The sequence below is a fragment of the Novosphingobium sp. GW821-FHT09E05 genome, assembly GCF_059416165.1.
The window spans coordinates 992075-1006856 of record NZ_JBWKOQ010000001.1 but is presented as its reverse complement, the minus strand read 5'-3'; the positions used below and the strand labels follow the sequence as shown (position 1 = coordinate 1006856).

Annotated in this window: 13 protein-coding genes; all 13 read right to left on the bottom strand. The window is 69.2% G+C overall.

The window, feature by feature from the left end; translation table 11 throughout:
- Positions 1–68 precede the first annotated feature (68 nt).
- A complete protein-coding gene (xdhC, locus tag AC07M9_RS04635; RefSeq protein ID WP_494881704.1) occupies positions 69–992 on the bottom strand; it encodes a xanthine dehydrogenase accessory protein XdhC in 924 nt (307 codons plus the stop codon).
- On the bottom strand, positions 989–3301 hold the full coding sequence (gene xdhB, locus AC07M9_RS04630; RefSeq protein WP_494881702.1) for a xanthine dehydrogenase molybdopterin binding subunit: 2313 nt from the start codon (positions 3299–3301) through the stop codon (positions 989–991). The genes xdhC and xdhB overlap by 4 nt, the downstream gene beginning before the upstream one ends.
- Positions 3294–4721: a xanthine dehydrogenase small subunit gene (gene xdhA / locus AC07M9_RS04625; protein ID WP_494881700.1), complete on the bottom strand. Its 1428-nt coding sequence runs from the start codon at positions 4719–4721 to the stop codon at positions 3294–3296. Before xdhA ends, xdhB begins: the two co-directional genes overlap by 8 nt.
- A 1-nt stretch (position 4722) precedes the next feature.
- Positions 4723–5055 (bottom strand): hydroxyisourate hydrolase, encoded by a 333-nt coding sequence (gene uraH / locus AC07M9_RS04620; RefSeq protein WP_494881698.1) that lies wholly within the window; start codon positions 5053–5055, stop codon positions 4723–4725.
- Entirely contained in the window at positions 5052–6476 is a 1425-nt protein-coding gene (locus tag AC07M9_RS04615; protein WP_494881696.1) for an NAD(P)-binding domain-containing protein, read from the bottom strand. The genes uraH and AC07M9_RS04615 overlap by 4 nt, the downstream gene beginning before the upstream one ends.
- Positions 6473–6913, bottom strand: a complete 441-nt coding sequence (gene uraD, locus AC07M9_RS04610; RefSeq protein WP_494881694.1) for a 2-oxo-4-hydroxy-4-carboxy-5-ureidoimidazoline decarboxylase — start codon at positions 6911–6913, stop codon at positions 6473–6475. Before uraD ends, AC07M9_RS04615 begins: the two co-directional genes overlap by 4 nt.
- Complete coding sequence (gene hpxZ / locus AC07M9_RS04605) at positions 6910–7290, bottom strand: oxalurate catabolism protein HpxZ (RefSeq protein ID WP_494881692.1); 381 nt, start codon at positions 7288–7290, stop codon at positions 6910–6912. The genes uraD and hpxZ overlap by 4 nt, the downstream gene beginning before the upstream one ends.
- The gene (puuE, locus tag AC07M9_RS04600; protein ID WP_494881690.1) at positions 7280–8167 is read right to left on the bottom strand and encodes an allantoinase PuuE; all 888 of its coding nucleotides are present in this window, start codon (positions 8165–8167) and stop codon (positions 7280–7282) included. Before puuE ends, hpxZ begins: the two co-directional genes overlap by 11 nt.
- 169 nt (positions 8168–8336) lie before the next feature.
- Positions 8337–9524: a pyridoxal-phosphate-dependent aminotransferase family protein gene (locus AC07M9_RS04595; protein WP_494883887.1), complete on the bottom strand. Its 1188-nt coding sequence runs from the start codon at positions 9522–9524 to the stop codon at positions 8337–8339.
- 49 nt (positions 9525–9573) lie between these two features.
- The gene (locus AC07M9_RS04590) at positions 9574–10818 is read right to left on the bottom strand and encodes an allantoate amidohydrolase (protein ID WP_494881688.1); all 1245 of its coding nucleotides are present in this window, start codon (positions 10816–10818) and stop codon (positions 9574–9576) included.
- Positions 10812–12389 carry a gamma-glutamyltransferase family protein gene (locus tag AC07M9_RS04585; RefSeq protein WP_494881686.1) on the bottom strand — a complete coding sequence of 526 codons (1578 nt, stop codon included), beginning with the start codon at positions 12387–12389 and terminating at the stop codon, positions 10812–10814. The genes AC07M9_RS04590 and AC07M9_RS04585 overlap by 7 nt, the downstream gene beginning before the upstream one ends.
- Positions 12390–12401: 12 nt before the next feature.
- Entirely contained in the window at positions 12402–13349 is a 948-nt protein-coding gene (locus AC07M9_RS04580; RefSeq protein WP_494881684.1) for a 5'-methylthioadenosine/S-adenosylhomocysteine nucleosidase, read from the bottom strand.
- The gene (locus AC07M9_RS04575; protein ID WP_494881682.1) at positions 13349–14716 is read right to left on the bottom strand and encodes an NCS2 family permease; all 1368 of its coding nucleotides are present in this window, start codon (positions 14714–14716) and stop codon (positions 13349–13351) included. Before AC07M9_RS04575 ends, AC07M9_RS04580 begins: the two co-directional genes overlap by 1 nt.
- Positions 14717–14782 lie beyond the last annotated feature (66 nt).

The window sequence follows — 14782 nt, the reverse complement described above, 5'->3', positions numbered from 1 at the left end:
CGCGTGCCCCTCCACCATGCTTCGCATGGTCCCCCTCCCCGTGCCGGGGAGGAACTTTGCTCGCCTATTCATTTGCCCCTCAAGGTCAGCAATTGCGCGCATACCGAGATCGCGATCACGTCGGGCTCCTTGCCAGTGACGCCGGCCATGCCGATCGGCGCGGTCATCCGTGCGAGGGCCTCGGGCGAAATCCCGTCCGCCGCCAGCCGCGACTTGAAGCGGGCGATCTTGGTCGACGAGCCGATCAGGCCAACGAAAGCGGCCGGCTCCGCCCGCCCCAGCGCCGCGAGCGCCAGGTGATAGTCCAGCGGATGATCGTGCGTGAGGATCAGGATCGCCGCATCGGCCGGTGCTTCCTCGACGCAATGGGCGATGTCCTCCTCGGCGACTACGGTCACGCCGTCGATCCCGCCCTGCTCGGGCCGGGTGTCGAACCAGGCGAGCTGGAGCGGCAGGCCGGTCATGTGCCGCGCGATGGCCTGGCCGACATGGCCGGCGCCGAACAGGTAGACCGGACGCGGACGCTCGCCCACCGGCTCGACCATGCGGACGCCTGCCTCGGGGCGCTCGCCGCGCGCGGACTGGCGGGTGGCGGTCTCGCGCTCGAAGACCTGCCGCGCGACGCTGGCGAGCTCGAAGGTAGTCGCCAGCATCCGGCCCGGCTCGGCATCGTGCAGCCAGTCGAGCGCCGCCGGGTCGAGACGCTCCACAAGCAGCCGCACCCGCCCCCCGCAACACTGGCCGAGCAGCGGGCCGAGCGGATAGTCCTGCACCCGCCACGTCCCCGGCGCATGACCCAGCATCGCGCGCGCCTGCTCGACCGCGCGGTATTCGAGCTGGCCGCCGCCGATGGTGCCTTCCTGCCCCCCGGCCGTCACCAGCATCCGCGTGCCGGCGCCGCGTGGGGCCGAGCCCTCGCTGGCAAGCACCGAAACCATCGCGGTCGGCGTGTCCTTGTCGAGCCGCCGCAGCCAGCCGATCCACTGGCTCATGAGCCGGACCTGTGCCCGGCGATGGCCTTGAGGATTTTCTCGGGCGTCGCGGGCGCATCGAGCGGCGGGATCGCGCGCTTGCCCGGCACAGTCGCCGCCACCGCGCGGTTCAGCGCCGAGAACACCGAGTTCGCCAGCATGAACGGCGGCTCGCCCACCGCCTTGGAGCGGTTGATGGTCGGCTCCACGTTCTCGCCGTCCCACAGGTCTATGGTGAAGTGCTTGGGGCGGTCGGAGGCGGTGGGGATCTTGTAGGTCGCGGGGGAGTGGGTGAGCAGGCGCCCCTTGCCGTCGTAGACCAGTTCCTCGGTCGTCAGCCAGCCCTGCCCCTGCAGGAAACCGCCCTCGATCTGGCCCTTGTCGACCACCGGGTTGAGCGAGCGGCCAACGTCGTGGAGGATGTCCACCGCCAGGACCCGGCTCTCGCCGGTCAGGGTATCGATCACCACTTCGCTGACCGAGGCGCCATAGGCGAAGTAGTAGAACGGCCGGCCCTTGAAAACCGACCGGTCGTAGTCGATCCCCGGCGTCGCGTAGTAGCCGGTCGAGGACAGCGATATGCGCCCGAGATGCGCCTTGCGCGCGACCTGCCCGAAGGTGAACGTCTCCGACCCGACCAGCACGCCGCCGGGGGTGAAATGGACGCCGTCCTCGCCGCAGCCGTAAGTGCGGGCTAGGAATTCGGTCAGCCGCTCGCGGATCGTGGTGGCCGCATTGTAGGCGGCCATGCCGTTGAGGTCCGCGCCCGAGCTTGCCGCCGTGGCCGAGGTGTTGGGCACCTTGTCGGTGCGCGTCGCGGTGATGCGCACGTCGCTCAAGGGAACGGCGAAGACGTCCGCCACGACCTGCGCGACCTTGACGTAGAGCCCCTGCCCCATCTCGGTGCCGCCGTGGTTCACCTGGATCGAGCCGTCGGCATAGACGTGAACCAGGGCGCCCGCCTGATTGAGGTGGGTGGTGGTGAAGCTGATGCCGAACTTCACAGGGGTGAGCGCGATGCCCTTCTTGAGCACCGGGTTGGCGGCATTGAACGCCTCCACCGCCTTGGCGCGCTCGTCATAGCGCGACGTCTCGCGAAGGCGCGCGATGATCTGCGGCGCGATGTTGTCGGCGACGACCATCTCGTAGGGAGTCGTCTCGCGCCCCGGACCGTAGAGGTTGGCAATCCGCACCTCCAGCGGGTCCACGCCGAGATGCGCGGCGATATCGTCGATCACGCGCTCGATCGCCAGCATGCCCTGCGGCCCGCCGAAGCCCCGGAAGGCGGTGGCCGAGACGGTGTTGGTCTTCAACCGCTCGGAGACGACATCGACGTTGGGCAGGAAGTAGCAGTTGTCGGCATGGAACATCGCGCGGTCGTTGATCGCGGGCGAGAGATCCACCGTAGCCCCGCAGCGCGAGGCGAGGTGCAGCGACAGCGCCAGCAGATGCCCCTCGCCGTCGAAGCCGACTTCGTAGCCGACCTCGAATTCGTGGCGCTTGCCGGTCATGACCATGTCGTCGTCACGGTCGCAGCGGAACTTGGCGGAGCGGCCGGTGCTGTGCGCGACCAGCGCGGCGGCTCCGGCGAAGAGCGCGGCCTGCGTCTCCTTGCCCCCGAATGCACCGCCCATGCGCCGCACCTCGACCGTCACGTCGGCCGAACACAAGTGCAGCATGTGCGCGATCAGGTGCTGCACTTCGCTGGGGTGCTGGGTGGAGCTGAGCACATGGACCTGCCCGTCCTCCCCCGGCGTGGCGACGGCGACCTGGCCTTCGAGATAGAAGTGGTCCTGCCCGCCCATCTCGAAGCTGCCGGCGAGGCGGTGGGGTGCGGTTTCGAGAGCGCCGGGCGCATCGCCGCGCGACATGCGTTGGACCGGCTCGATGTGCGAATCCGCATCTCGTGCATCGCTGATGGTGATGGCGGCCGGCAGCGGTTCGTACTCGACCTTGCCGAGCCGGGCGGCGATGCGTGCGGCGCGCTGGCTGGTGGCGGCGACGAGGAACACCGCCTGTCCGTGGCACAGCACCTGCCCGTCCGCGAGGAGCTGGTCGTCACCCGCGACGGGGGCGACGTCGTTGGCGCCGGGAATGTCGGCGGCAGTGAAAACCGCGACCACGCCGGGCGACGCGCGGACTTCGGAAAGATCCATCGACAGGATACGCGCGCGCGCCTCGGTGGACTGGCCGAACGCGAGGTGGAGCATGTCCGCCGGCTCGCCCATGTCGTCGGCATAGCGCGCCTCGCCGCTGACGTGCAGGCGGGCGCTGTCGTGCGGGTGCGAGGGCTTGGCGAGCACCTTCCAGGCCGGATCGCGCTCAGCCATGGGCGGCCTCCACGTCCAGCACCGAGACGCGGGTGCCCTGCTCGCGCAGCCAGAGGCGGCGCAGGAGGTTGGCGGCGGTCTCGACGCGGTAGGCGGATGTGCCGCGCACGTCGGTGAGCGGGTCGAAGTCGGATTTCAGCGCTTCGGCGGCGGTGGCGATAGTGGCCTCGGCGAAGAACTGGCCGGTCAGCGCAGCCTCGCAGGCCTCGGCACGCTTGGGAGTGGCGGCCATGCCGCCGAAAGCAACGCGGGCGGAAGTGATGGTCCCATCGCTGACGGTGAGAGCGAAGGCGCCGCAGACGGCCGAAATGTCGCTGTCGAAGCGGCGCGAGAGCTTGGCGATGTGGATCACCGCATCAGCGGCGGGGCGCGGGATGCGGACGGACTCGACGAACTCGCCGGGTCGGCGGTCCTGCTTGCCGTAGGCGACGAAGTAATCCTCCAGCGGCATCGTCCGGCGGCCAGAGGCGCTGCGCAGCGTCAGCTGCGCGCCGAGCGCGATGAGCGCGGGCGGGCCGTCGCCGATAGGCGAGCCGTTGGCGATGTTGCCACCGACCGTGCCGGCGTTGCGGACCTGAAGGCCGCCGATGCGTCGCACCAGTTCGCCAAGATCGGGGTGCAGGCGCGCCATCGCCGCGTGGGCGTCGGCATAGCGCACGCCGGCACCGAGGGTCAGCGCTTCGTCAGTTTCCTCGATCCGCGCGAGGTCGGCGACGTCGCCCAGGAAGATTACGGTGTCGAGCGTCCGCAGGCCCTTGGTCACCCACAGGCCGACGTCGGTGGCGCCCGCGACGAGGCGCGCGTCGGGATGCTCCGACAGCAGCGCGGCGAGTTCCTCGGCCGAGCGCGGCGCGAACCAGCGGCGGCCCTGCCATTCGCCCGAGGCGGCCTCCCCGGTGAGTGCCTTGAGGCCCTCCACCAGCGCGGCATCGTCGTGGAGGTGCGGCTCGGCATTCTCGCCCGCTTCGAGGATCGGGCCGTAGCCGGTGCAGCGGCATAGGTTGCCCGCGATCACGTCCGCCACAGGCAAGTCGCAGCCCTTAGCGCCGATGGTCCGGCCGTGAAGCGACATCACGAAGCCCGGCGTGCAGAACCCGCACTGCGAGCTGCCGTTGGCTGCCATCGCGTCCTGCAACGGGCAAAGCGCGCCGTCATCGGCCTTGAGGCTCTCGACCGTCATCAGTGCCTTGCCGTTCACCATCGGCAGGAACTGGATGCACGAATTGACCGCGCGCCAGGCGATGTCGTCCCCTTCGAGCGAGCCGACGAGCACCGTGCAGGCCCCGCAGTCGCCCTCGGCGCAGCCTTCCTTGGTGCCGGTGCGGCGCATCGTGTAGCGCAGATGGTCGAGCAGCGTGGCGGTGGGGTCGACTTCGCCCCGGTCCACCAGTTCACCGTCGAGGAGGAAACGAACGCTCAAGTCAGCTCCCCCGGTAGGTCGAGTAGCCGAACGGCGAGACCAGCAGCGGCACATGGTAATGGCCCGAGGGGTCGGCGATGCCGAAGTCTATCGCGACGCGGTCGAGGAACGGCGGTTCGGGCAGATGCACACCGCGCCCGCGGAAGTAGGCGGCGACGGCGAAGGTCAGGCGATAGGTGCCGGTGGGCAGTTCGGGCACGCCGGGGCAGCGGCCGTCGGCATTGGTCTCGCCCTCGAACAGGACGGTGCCCAGTTCGGTGGTGAGTACGATGGAAATGCCGGCGGCGGGGCTGCCGTGAGTCGTGTCCAGGACGTGAGTGGAGAGAGTGCTCATACTGTTTCCTGCTGGGGCCATTGCCCCAGGAATTCGGGTTCGTCGTAGGCGAGGAAATCCTCGACCAGCACGTCGCGGTCGTCGAGGAACAGCTGGTCGGCGACGCCCTTGATGAGGCGCGGCAAGGCGTTGTGCAGGCCCGACAGCGCCGAAGCGGAGAGGCCCAGGCTCACCAGCGCCGAGTAGTTGAACGCGAACAGCCCGTGCAGCGGGGTGCCGTCCACGCCGTCGCGGGGCAGGAATTCGAAGGCGTTGCCGAGGTAGGGGTGCGCGTCGATCAGGGCGTTGCGCTTGCCGGCAGGCGTCACGCGGTCGCCCCAGCGGGCGATGAGATCGGCCACGCCCGAGAGTTCGGGACGCAGGCCGGGATCGCTCAGCAGGCCGGTGGAGATCACCACGAAGTCGTAGTCGTGATGGCCGTGCGGACTGGTGACGCGCACGATGCCTTCATGCTCGGCCACGTCGAGCCAGGGTGCGCCCAGGTGCAGGGCGAAGCCGGGCCAGGCCGCCGCGCGCTCGAAGGTGTCGTTGGTCGGCGGCTGGTTGTGGCCGAGGAAGGCGTCCATCGCCGCGTACTTGGTCGCATCGTCGAGCGCGGGGTAGCGGGCGGTGAAGCCGACGCGCTCCATGAAGCGGATCGGGTTGATGCGCGGCAGTTCCTTGCGCCGCATGAACACTTCCGCCGCCGCCACGCCCTGCGTGAGCGCGTAGTTCGCGTTGTCGAAGGCGGAGGCCCCGCCGCCCAGCACCGCGATGCGCTTGCCGTGAAGCTTCGCGAAGTCGATCGGCTCGCTGGTATGCGCCCAGAGCGACTTGGGCAGGTTGTCGCGCACCATCGCGGGCGTATGCCACTCGCCGCCGCCCTGGATGCCGGTCGCCAGCACGACCTTGCGCGCGAGCACCGGGGCTCGGCCCTCGAAATGCAAGCGGTGGAGGCCCGCTTCGGGCAGCGGCTCTATGTGGGCGAGCCTAGCGCCGTTCTCCATCGGCAGGCCGAGCACGCGCCGATACCAGCGCAGGTATTCCATCCAGTCGCCGCGCGCGATCTTGTCGACCGCTTCCCAGCCTGCGGCCCCGTGCTGGGCTTCCCACCAGGCGCGGTAGGTGAGCGAAGGGACGCCGAAATCGATCGGATTGAGATGCTTGGGCGTGCGCAGCGTGACCATCCGCGCGTAGGTTTCCCAGGGGCCTTCGTAGCCGGCGTCGTTCTCGTCGAAGACCACGACGTTCGACACGCCCTCGCGGCGCAGGCCGAAGGCGGCGGAAAGCCCGCATTGCCCGCCGCCGATCACAGCGACGTCGAGCACCGGCTCGCCCTCGAAGCGGCGCGGGCGCACCCATTCGGGGCGGTAGAAACCGATGAGGTCGAGGTCGCGGGCCAGCTGCGCCTCCAGAGCCGGAAGGCCGATCACGTCGCTCATTTCTGATCCTCGAGGCGCAGGCGCACGATCTCGCCGATCTGCCCCAGTGCCGTCGCGATTTCCGCCTCGCGCTCGTTGCCGAGGCGGCGTTCCATGGCGGCAAGGATACCAGCCTTGTCGGTCAGGCGCACGCAGATGATGAAGGGGAAGCCGAACCGCTCGCGGTAGGCGGCGTTCAGGGTGTGGAACTGGTCGAACTCGCCTTGCGTGAGGCGGTCGAGCCCGGCGCTGGCCTGTTCGGCGGCGCTGGCGTCGGTGAGCGTCCTGTCGATCGCCGCTTTCCCTGCGAGTTCCGGGTGCGCGCGGATCAAGGCGAGCTGTTCCTCGGGGCTGGCCTCATGCATCACCGCCATCAGGTCGGCATGGCGATCTCCGCTGGAAGCGCGAGCGTCGGCGCGCTCCTCGACCCAGGGACTGTGTTCGAACAGGGCCGTCACGATGTGCTCCCCTCAAGGCTGACGTGGGCGGAGACGACCTTCCAGCCATCGGTGAACCGCACCCACGATTGCGTCTGACGGCCGCGGCGGTCGGAGCCTTCGCGGAAGAATTCGGCGTCGGCAGTGGCGAAGGCATCGCCGTAGACGGTGATCGCCACGCGCCCCAGCCTGCGCTGCGGCGAGCCGCCGCGCCCCTTGCGGAACGCGCGGATGTCCTCGATCCCGTAGAGCACTTCGCCCACGCCGTAGCGGTTGGTGGTGGGCGCATCATGGAACAGCGTGTCCATCGCCGCGACATCGTCCGCCATCAGCGCCAGCTCGTAGGAGTGAAACGCGTGGGTGACCTCCGCGAGTAGAACCGGGTCGTTAACCTGCATAGGGGTGCACCTCCATCCAGTGCCGGGCGATGTCGATGCGCCGGGCCACCCAGGCATCGCCGCTCTGCATCACGTGGTCGAGGAAACGGGCCACCCAGCGCGCGCGGCCGGGCTTGCCGGCGATCCGGGCATGAAGGCCGATCGACATCATGCGCCCGCCTTCCTCGCGCAGCTGGTCGAACGTGTCACGCATGTGGCGGAAGAACTGCTCGCCCTCGGTAAAGCCGTTGAGCGCGACGATCTTCATGTCGTTCACATCGAGCGTATAGGGCACGATCAGCTGCGGCTTGCCGTGGCGCGTGTCCCAGTAGGGCAGGTCGTCAGCGTAGCTGTCGGCGTCGTAGAGGAAACCTCCTTCCTCCGCCACCAGCCGCGCGGTGTTGGGCGAGGTGCGACCCTGGTACCAGCCGAGCGGACGCGCGCCGGTGAGCTTTTCGTGCAAGGCAATGGCCTGCTCGATGTGCTCGCGTTCGACGTCCTCGGCGACGTACTGGTAGTCGATCCAGCGATAACCGTGGCTCGCGATCTCCCAGTCGGCGGCGAGCATGGCCTCTACCGCCTCCGGGTTCATCTCCATGGCCTTGGCCACGCCGAACACGGTGACGGGAAGATTGCGCGCCGTAAACAGGCGATGGAGGCGCCAGAAGCCGGCGCGGCTGCCGTATTCGTAGAGGCTCTCCATCGCCATCGCCCGGTCGGGGTGGCTCCCCGCACCGACCATCTCCGACAGGAACGCCTCGGAACCCATGTCGCCGTTGAGGACCGAGTTTTCGGCGCCTTCCTCGTAGTTGACGACGAACTGCACCGCCACGCGGGCGGCGTTCGGCCACCGCGGGTCGGGTGGCGTGCGGCCGTAGCCGACGAGATCGCGGGTCATGGGCAAACCCCTGCTAGGCCAGTCGATGCGCACGAAAAGCCCGCAACAAAACCATCGTCGCCCCCGCAAAGGCGGGCGTCCCGCTTGTTTTCCACACCGCGCTCAACGAACAAGCGGGGTCCCCGCTTTCGCGGGGACGACGGGTTTGGGAGGCAGTTGCGGGCGATATTCACGGCCTACGGTCCCACGCCTCGATGGCCGCCGGCACCGCCTCGCCCAGGGGCAACGCGAAGCCTTGCATCCGCAAGCACGATTCCAGCGCCGCGAGGGTCAGCAGCACCTTATGCTTCATGGCGTTGTACCCCATCGCGCCCAGCCGCCAGACCTTGCCTTGCAAGGGCCCGAAGGCCGTGCCGATCTCGATCTCGAACAGCTCGCGCATGGCGCCCCGCACCGCCTCGCCGTCAACGCCATCGGGGATGTACACGCCCGTCACGTTGGTCATGCGGTAGCGGTCGTCGCCGAAGACGGTGAGGCCCATGGCGCGCAGGCCGGCGGTCATCGCGGCGCCGGCGGCGGCGTGGCGGGCGTAGCGAGCGTCAAGCCCCTCGCCCAGCACGATCCGGGCGCATTCGCGCGCGGCATAGAGCATCGAGGTCGCCTCGGTGTGGTGGTTAAGGCGCTTTTCGGACCAGTAGTCCATGATCATGGCGAGGTCGAAGTAGTTGGAGCCGATGCGCGGGCCCTGCCCGTCGACGGTGCCCGCGACGCGGATGCCCTGCTCGACGTGGCGGCGGCGGCCGATGTGCTCGGCGGCCTTGTCCGAGATGGTGATGGGCGCCGAGCCCGACGGCCCGCCAAGGCACTTCTGCAGGCCGCCCGTCACCACGTCCACGCCCCATCGATCGGCGGCGATTTCCATGCCGCCGATGGTCGCCGTCGCGTCGACATAGGACAGCGCGCCCGCCGCCGCGCACAAGGCGCCGAAGCCTTCGAGCGGCTGCGCCATCGTCGTCGAGGTGTCGCCATGAATGGTTGCGACGACGTTGGGCCGGACGCGGGCGATGGCCGCCTCGATCGCTTCCAGCGGCACGACTTCGCCCCAGGGCGCCTCGACCATCTCGATCACCGCGCCGATGCGCTGGAGAATTTCGCTCAGCAGCAGGCCGAAACGGCCGAAGTTCACCACCAGCACCACGTCGCCCGGCGCCACGAGGCTGACCAGCGCGGCCTCGATCCCCGCCCGCGCGGTACCGTCGACGAGCATGGTCCACTTGTTCTGGGTGCCGAAGATCGGGCGGTAAAGCGCCATGACCTGGTTCATGAACCCGGTCATCTCTGGGTCGAACTGGCCGAGCAGGTCGGCGCTCATCGCGCGCAGAACGCGCGGGTGGGCGTTGATCGGACCCGGGCCCATCAGCAGGCGCTGGGGCGGGTCGATCTCTCCGAAAAGCATCGGGTCCAGTTCAGGCGGCACGGGTATCTCCAAGACGTTCGATGAAGCCGAGCATCACCTGCAGCGCGATTTCGACGTCTGCGGGCTCGACGTGTTCGGCGGGGTTGTGGCTGATGCCGTCCCTGCAGCGGATGAAAAGCATGGCAGTGGGGCAGAGCGCGGCCATGACCATGGCGTCGTGCCCCGCGCCCGAGACGAGCCGGCGCACCGGCTGTCCGGCGGCAACAAGCGCGTCGTCCATCAGGTCCATGAGCGCCGGATCGCAGGGGCTCGCGGCAAGGTCGTGGACCAGCGCCACGTCTAGTTCCAGCGCGCGGGCCCCGGCGATCTCGCGCAGGCGGTCGAGGATGGCCTCGGCCACGCCGTTGCGCCGCGCTTCGGAGCCCGAGCGCACGTCGATGGTGAAGTGAACTTCGCCCGGGATCACGTTGGCCGCGCCGGGCAGCGCCTCGATCATACCGACCGTGGCGACCACGTCGGAATTGTCCCCCCGCGCCAGCTGCTCGACCGCGAGCACCATGGCGGCCGCGCCGGCGAGCGGGTCACGGCGCAGGCGCATTGCTGTGGTCCCGGCGTGGCCTGCCATGCCCTTGACGGTGACGCTGTAGCGCAGCTGCGCGGCGATCCCTGTGACGGTGCCGACCGCGAGGCCGTCCGCTTCCAGCACCGGGCCCTGCTCGATGTGCGCCTCCAGATAGGCGAGCGTAGCGGCGGGCTCGCGGCGGGCGGCCAGATAATCAGCAGCGGACGGCAGCGCCTGTGCGAGCGTGATCCCCTCGGCATCCGCCACATCCAGCGCGGCGGCTTCCAGCGTTCCCGCGACCGCGCGGCTGGTCAACATGGCGGCAGGAAAGCGCGAACCTTCCTCGTCGCCGAAGCCGTAGACCTCTATCGCGAAAGGCAGGCGGCGGCCCTGTGCATGGAGCGCGGCCACCGCCTCGATGCCGAGCATCACGCCGAGCGGGCCGTCATAGGGTCCGCCATCGCGCACGGAATCGAGATGGCTGCCGATCACCAGTGCGGGGGCGTCAGGACGCTGGCCCTCATAGCGACCGACGAGATTGGCGGCAGCGTCGCGATGCACCGCCATGCCCGCCGCTTCCATCCAGCCAGCGATCACCTCCTGCGAAGCGGCGTAGGCGGGCGTCAGGTAAGCGCGGAAAAGGCCGCCTTCCATGTCGCTGTAGGGCGCGAAGCGCAACGCATCGCAGCGAGCGACCGCGCGGGCTCCGCCGGGAGGAAGATCGCTCACCACGGCATCACGCCGCCGTCGCTGCGCGGATCGGTGGCGCCCTGGAAGGTGCCGTCGGCGAGGCGCACGACGGCGCCGGCATGGCCCATCGTCGCCGTCAGCGGGCCGACGCGCTCGACATCGTGCCCGGCCTTCGCAAGCTGCACGTAAAGCGCTTCGTCGAAGCCGTCCTCCAGCTTGAGCGTGGTCGACTGCTCGCCCCAGGTGCGGCCCAGCAGCCAGCGCGGAGCGCTTATGGCTTCCTGAAGGTCCACCCCGAAGCGGGCGTAGCGGCTGAACAGCGCGGCCTGCGTCTGCGGCTGGCCCTCGCCGCCCATGGTGCCATAGGCCATGACGCGCCCGTCCTCGAACACGGCGAGCGCGGGGTTGAGCGTGTGGAACGGCTTGCGGCCGGGCTTCAGCGCGTTCCAGCCGCTTGTGGCAAGGCGGAACGAGCTGCCCCGGTTCTGCCAGGTGATCCCGGTCTGCGGCAGCACGAGGCCGGAGCCGAATTCGAAATAGGTGGACTGAATGCAGGAGACTACCCTGCCCTCGCTATCGGCCGCGCCGAACCAGCACGTGTCGCCCCACTGCGGCGGCTGCGGCCACGGCAGGGCCTTCGCAGGGTCGATGCGCCCTGCCAGTTCGGCGAGCGCGGCCGGGTCCGAGAGCAGGCCCTGGAAATCGAAGTCGGTGTGTGCAGGGTCGCCGACATGGACGTCGCGCAGCAGGAATGCCTGCTTGGTCGCCTCGATCAGCCCGTGGACATGGTCGAAACCGTCGGGCGCGTCGGCCTTCAGGCGGTCGAACAGCGCGAGGATCATCAGCGCCGCAAAGCCCTGCGTCGGCGGGGTGGAATTGTAGAGCGCCGCGCCGGCGATCACCGTGTGCAGCGGGTCGGGGCGACTGGCCGCGTGCGCCTCAAGGTCGGCCAGTGATACCGGACTGCCGAGCGCCGCGAGGTCCTGCGCAATCAGGGCGGCAAGGTCGCCGCGATAGAAATCGTCGAGGCCATTCGCGGCGAGCGAGCGCAGCGTCTCGGCCAGCAGCGGCTGGCGCAGCACCTCGCCCTCGATTAGCGGGCGGCCCTCGGGCTCGAAGATCGTGGCATAGGCGCCCGGCAGGTCGCGCAGTTCGTCGCCCTTGGCCGCCGCGATCCCGGCGCCGCCGGTGGTGACCGAGACGCCGATCTCGGCATGTTCGATCGCGTCGCGCAGCAGGCGGCCGAGCGGCATCGTGCAGCCCTCTCCGCTCAGCGCCGCTGCCCAACCGGAGATCGTGCCAGCCACCGTGTTCGCCGCCAGCGGTCCGCGCGTCGGCACGGCATCCAGCCCGGTGTAGAGCGACAGGTCGGCGCTCGCAGCTGCGCCGCCGCAGCCGTGGATCGAGTGGACCCGCCCGTCCGGCTCGCGGATCACCCAGAACCCGTCGCCGCCGATCCCGGTCATGTGCGGGTAGACGACGGCAAGCGTGGCGGCGACCGCGACGCAGGCCTCGACGGCGTTGCCGCCATCGGCCAGCACATCGCGCCCGGCCTGTGCGGCCAGGAAGTGCGGTGCGGTGACGATGCCGTTCTCGGCGGTTACGGTCTTCATGTCGTCAGGTCCTCAATCCGGCAACGCGGCCACGAAGGCGCGCACGACATGCGCGGAGTTCACCGCGGCGAGATGCTCGTAGGTGTCCTCCATGTTCTTGTGCCTGTCGCCTCCGGCAAGGTCGGACAGCGAGCGGAACACGATGGTCGGCACCTGGTTGGCATAGGCGACCTGCGCCACCGCCCCGCTCTCCATGTCGAGCACGCGGGCGTTCCACGCCTTGTAGAGATATTCGCGGAACTCGGCATTGTCGGCATAGATACCCGCGCTGACGCCGGTGCCGCCGACGACGACCTTGGGCGGCTTGGCGAGGCACAGTTCGGTATCGGGAAGCTGCGTGGGCGACGGCGGCACACAGCGCTCCATCGAAACCTTGGGCGCCACCTTGCGGGCGAGCGCGAGCAAGGCCGGGTCCATCGGGAACTTGAAGATGCGCTTCATCGGCGTCGCGGCATTGGCGACGGAGACCCCGCGCGGGAAGATGAAGTTCCAGTTCGCCGGAGCCTCGGGCGCGACCGCCTCGGGCGACTTCCAGCCCGGCGTGTCCCCGTAGCCGTCCTTGCGCCCGAAGTTGGCCTCCAGATACTGGCCCCAGTCCTCCAGCACGATCACGTCGCCGATCGAGAGGTTGGGGTCGACCCCGCCCGCGATGCCGGAAAAGACGATGCGCTTGACAGTGAACTTGTCGATCACCAGCTGCGTGTTCATCGCCGCGTTCACGATCGAGACGCCGCTCTGCATCAGCAGGATCGGCTTACCTTCCAACGTGCCGGTGAGGTAGGTCATGCCGTTGATCCGGTACTCCTTGCCTCCCGTCACCGCATGGACGAGCGCGTTCCATTCGGGCTGGTAGGCGGTCATCACCAAGGTCCGCGGGGTGAGGTCGAGCCGCTCCTCCGCCAGCGCGGGCGAGGCGAGAAGCGCGAACGCGGCGGCGGCAGTCAATGCGAACGAGCGCATCAGGCGCCTCCCATCCAGACGAAGCGGGCGACGAAGAGCAGGGCCAGAACCAGCAGGAACCAGTCCTTCTTCGCGAAGGAACCGCGCACGATCTTGAGCGCGCAGTGAGCGGTGATGCCGAAGGCGAGGCCATTGGCGATCGAGAAGGTCAGCGGGATCATCGCCACGGTCAGGAACGCGGGGATCGCCGAGAGCGGGTCCTCCCACTCGACCTCGGTGAGCGGCAGCAGCATCAGGCCGCCGACAATGATGAGGGCCGGGGCGGTCGCCGCCAGCGGGATAAGCTGGGCGTAGGGCGCCACGAACATCGTCGCCAGGAACAGCATGCCGGTGACCACGGCGGTGAGGCCGGTGCGTCCGCCCGCCTGCACGCCGGCCGCGCTCTCGACGTAGCTGGTCACGGTGCTGGTACCCGCCATCGAGCCGACCATGGTGGCCACCGCGTCGGTGATCAGGATGCGGTTGAGGCCGGGAATCCGCCCCGCCGCGTCCATCAGCCCGGCGCGCTTGGTGACGGCGACGAGGGTGCCGATGTTGTCGAACAGGTCGACGAACAGGAACACGAATAGGATTTCGAGCAGGCCCAGCCCGTGCTTGCCCGAAAGGCCGAACACGCCGCCGAGGTCGAGCTGAAAGGCGGTGCCGGTCAGCGCGGCGAGCGAATAGGGCTCGGGGCTGACCGAGACCATGCCCGCGATCCAGCCGACCAGCGTGGTCGCGACGATGCCGACCAGCATCGCCCCGCGCACGTTCCACACGCTCAGCGCGCCGATCACCACGAGGCCGAAGATCGCCAGCGCCGCGCCGGGGGTCTTGAGGTCGCCCAGCGCGACAAAAGTCGCGGGGTTGGCGACGATGATGCCCGCGTCCTTGAAGCCGATGAAGCCGATGAACAGGCCGATGCCGCCAGCGACGGCGGCGAAAAGGTACTGCGGGATCGAGGTGACGATCAGCTGGCGCACCCCCGTCAGCGTCAGGATCAGAAACGCCACGCCCGAGATGAATACGCAGCCCAGCGCCACCGGCCAGGGCACGCCCATCTGCTGCACCACGGTGAAGCTGAAGTAGGCGTTGAGCCCCATGCCCGGCGCCAGCGCCAGCGGCACGTTGGCGACGAAGCCCATCAGGATGGAGGCGAAGGCCGCCGCGAAGCACGTCGCCGCCGCCACCGAGGCAACCGGCATGCCCGCGCTGCCCAGGATCGCCGGGTTGACCAGCACGATGTAGGCCATGGTGAGGAAGGTGGTCATCCCCGCCAGCACTTCGGTGCGCGCCGTGGTGCCGCGCGCGGTGAGCGAGAAGTAGCGGTCGAGCCGGCCCGCAGGCGGTGCCTCGGGTATGTCCTCGATGGTCGTCGTCTGCGTCACGCTATGCCCCTTCCACCGCCCCCTGCGGCGCATTCGTTTCACTCGTCGTCCCGGACTTGATCCGGG

Coding starts and splice junctions, on each gene's coding strand:
- xdhC (WP_494881704.1), bottom strand. CDS start 992: ATGAGCCAGTGGATCGGCTGGCTGCGGCGGCTCGACAAGGACACGCCG.
- xdhB (WP_494881702.1), bottom strand. CDS start 3,301: ATGGCTGAGCGCGATCCGGCCTGGAAGGTGCTCGCCAAGCCCTCGCAC.
- uraH (WP_494881698.1), bottom strand. CDS start 5,055: ATGAGCACTCTCTCCACTCACGTCCTGGACACGACTCACGGCAGCCCC.
- AC07M9_RS04615 (WP_494881696.1), bottom strand. CDS start 6,476: ATGAGCGACGTGATCGGCCTTCCGGCTCTGGAGGCGCAGCTGGCCCGC.
- hpxZ (WP_494881692.1), bottom strand. CDS start 7,290: ATGCAGGTTAACGACCCGGTTCTACTCGCGGAGGTCACCCACGCGTTT.
- puuE (WP_494881690.1), bottom strand. CDS start 8,167: ATGACCCGCGATCTCGTCGGCTACGGCCGCACGCCACCCGACCCGCGG.
- AC07M9_RS04595 (WP_494883887.1), bottom strand. CDS start 9,524: ATGGGCCCGGGTCCGATCAACGCCCACCCGCGCGTTCTGCGCGCGATG.
- AC07M9_RS04585 (WP_494881686.1), bottom strand. CDS start 12,389: ATGAAGACCGTAACCGCCGAGAACGGCATCGTCACCGCACCGCACTTC.
- AC07M9_RS04580 (WP_494881684.1), bottom strand. CDS start 13,349: ATGCGCTCGTTCGCATTGACTGCCGCCGCCGCGTTCGCGCTTCTCGCC.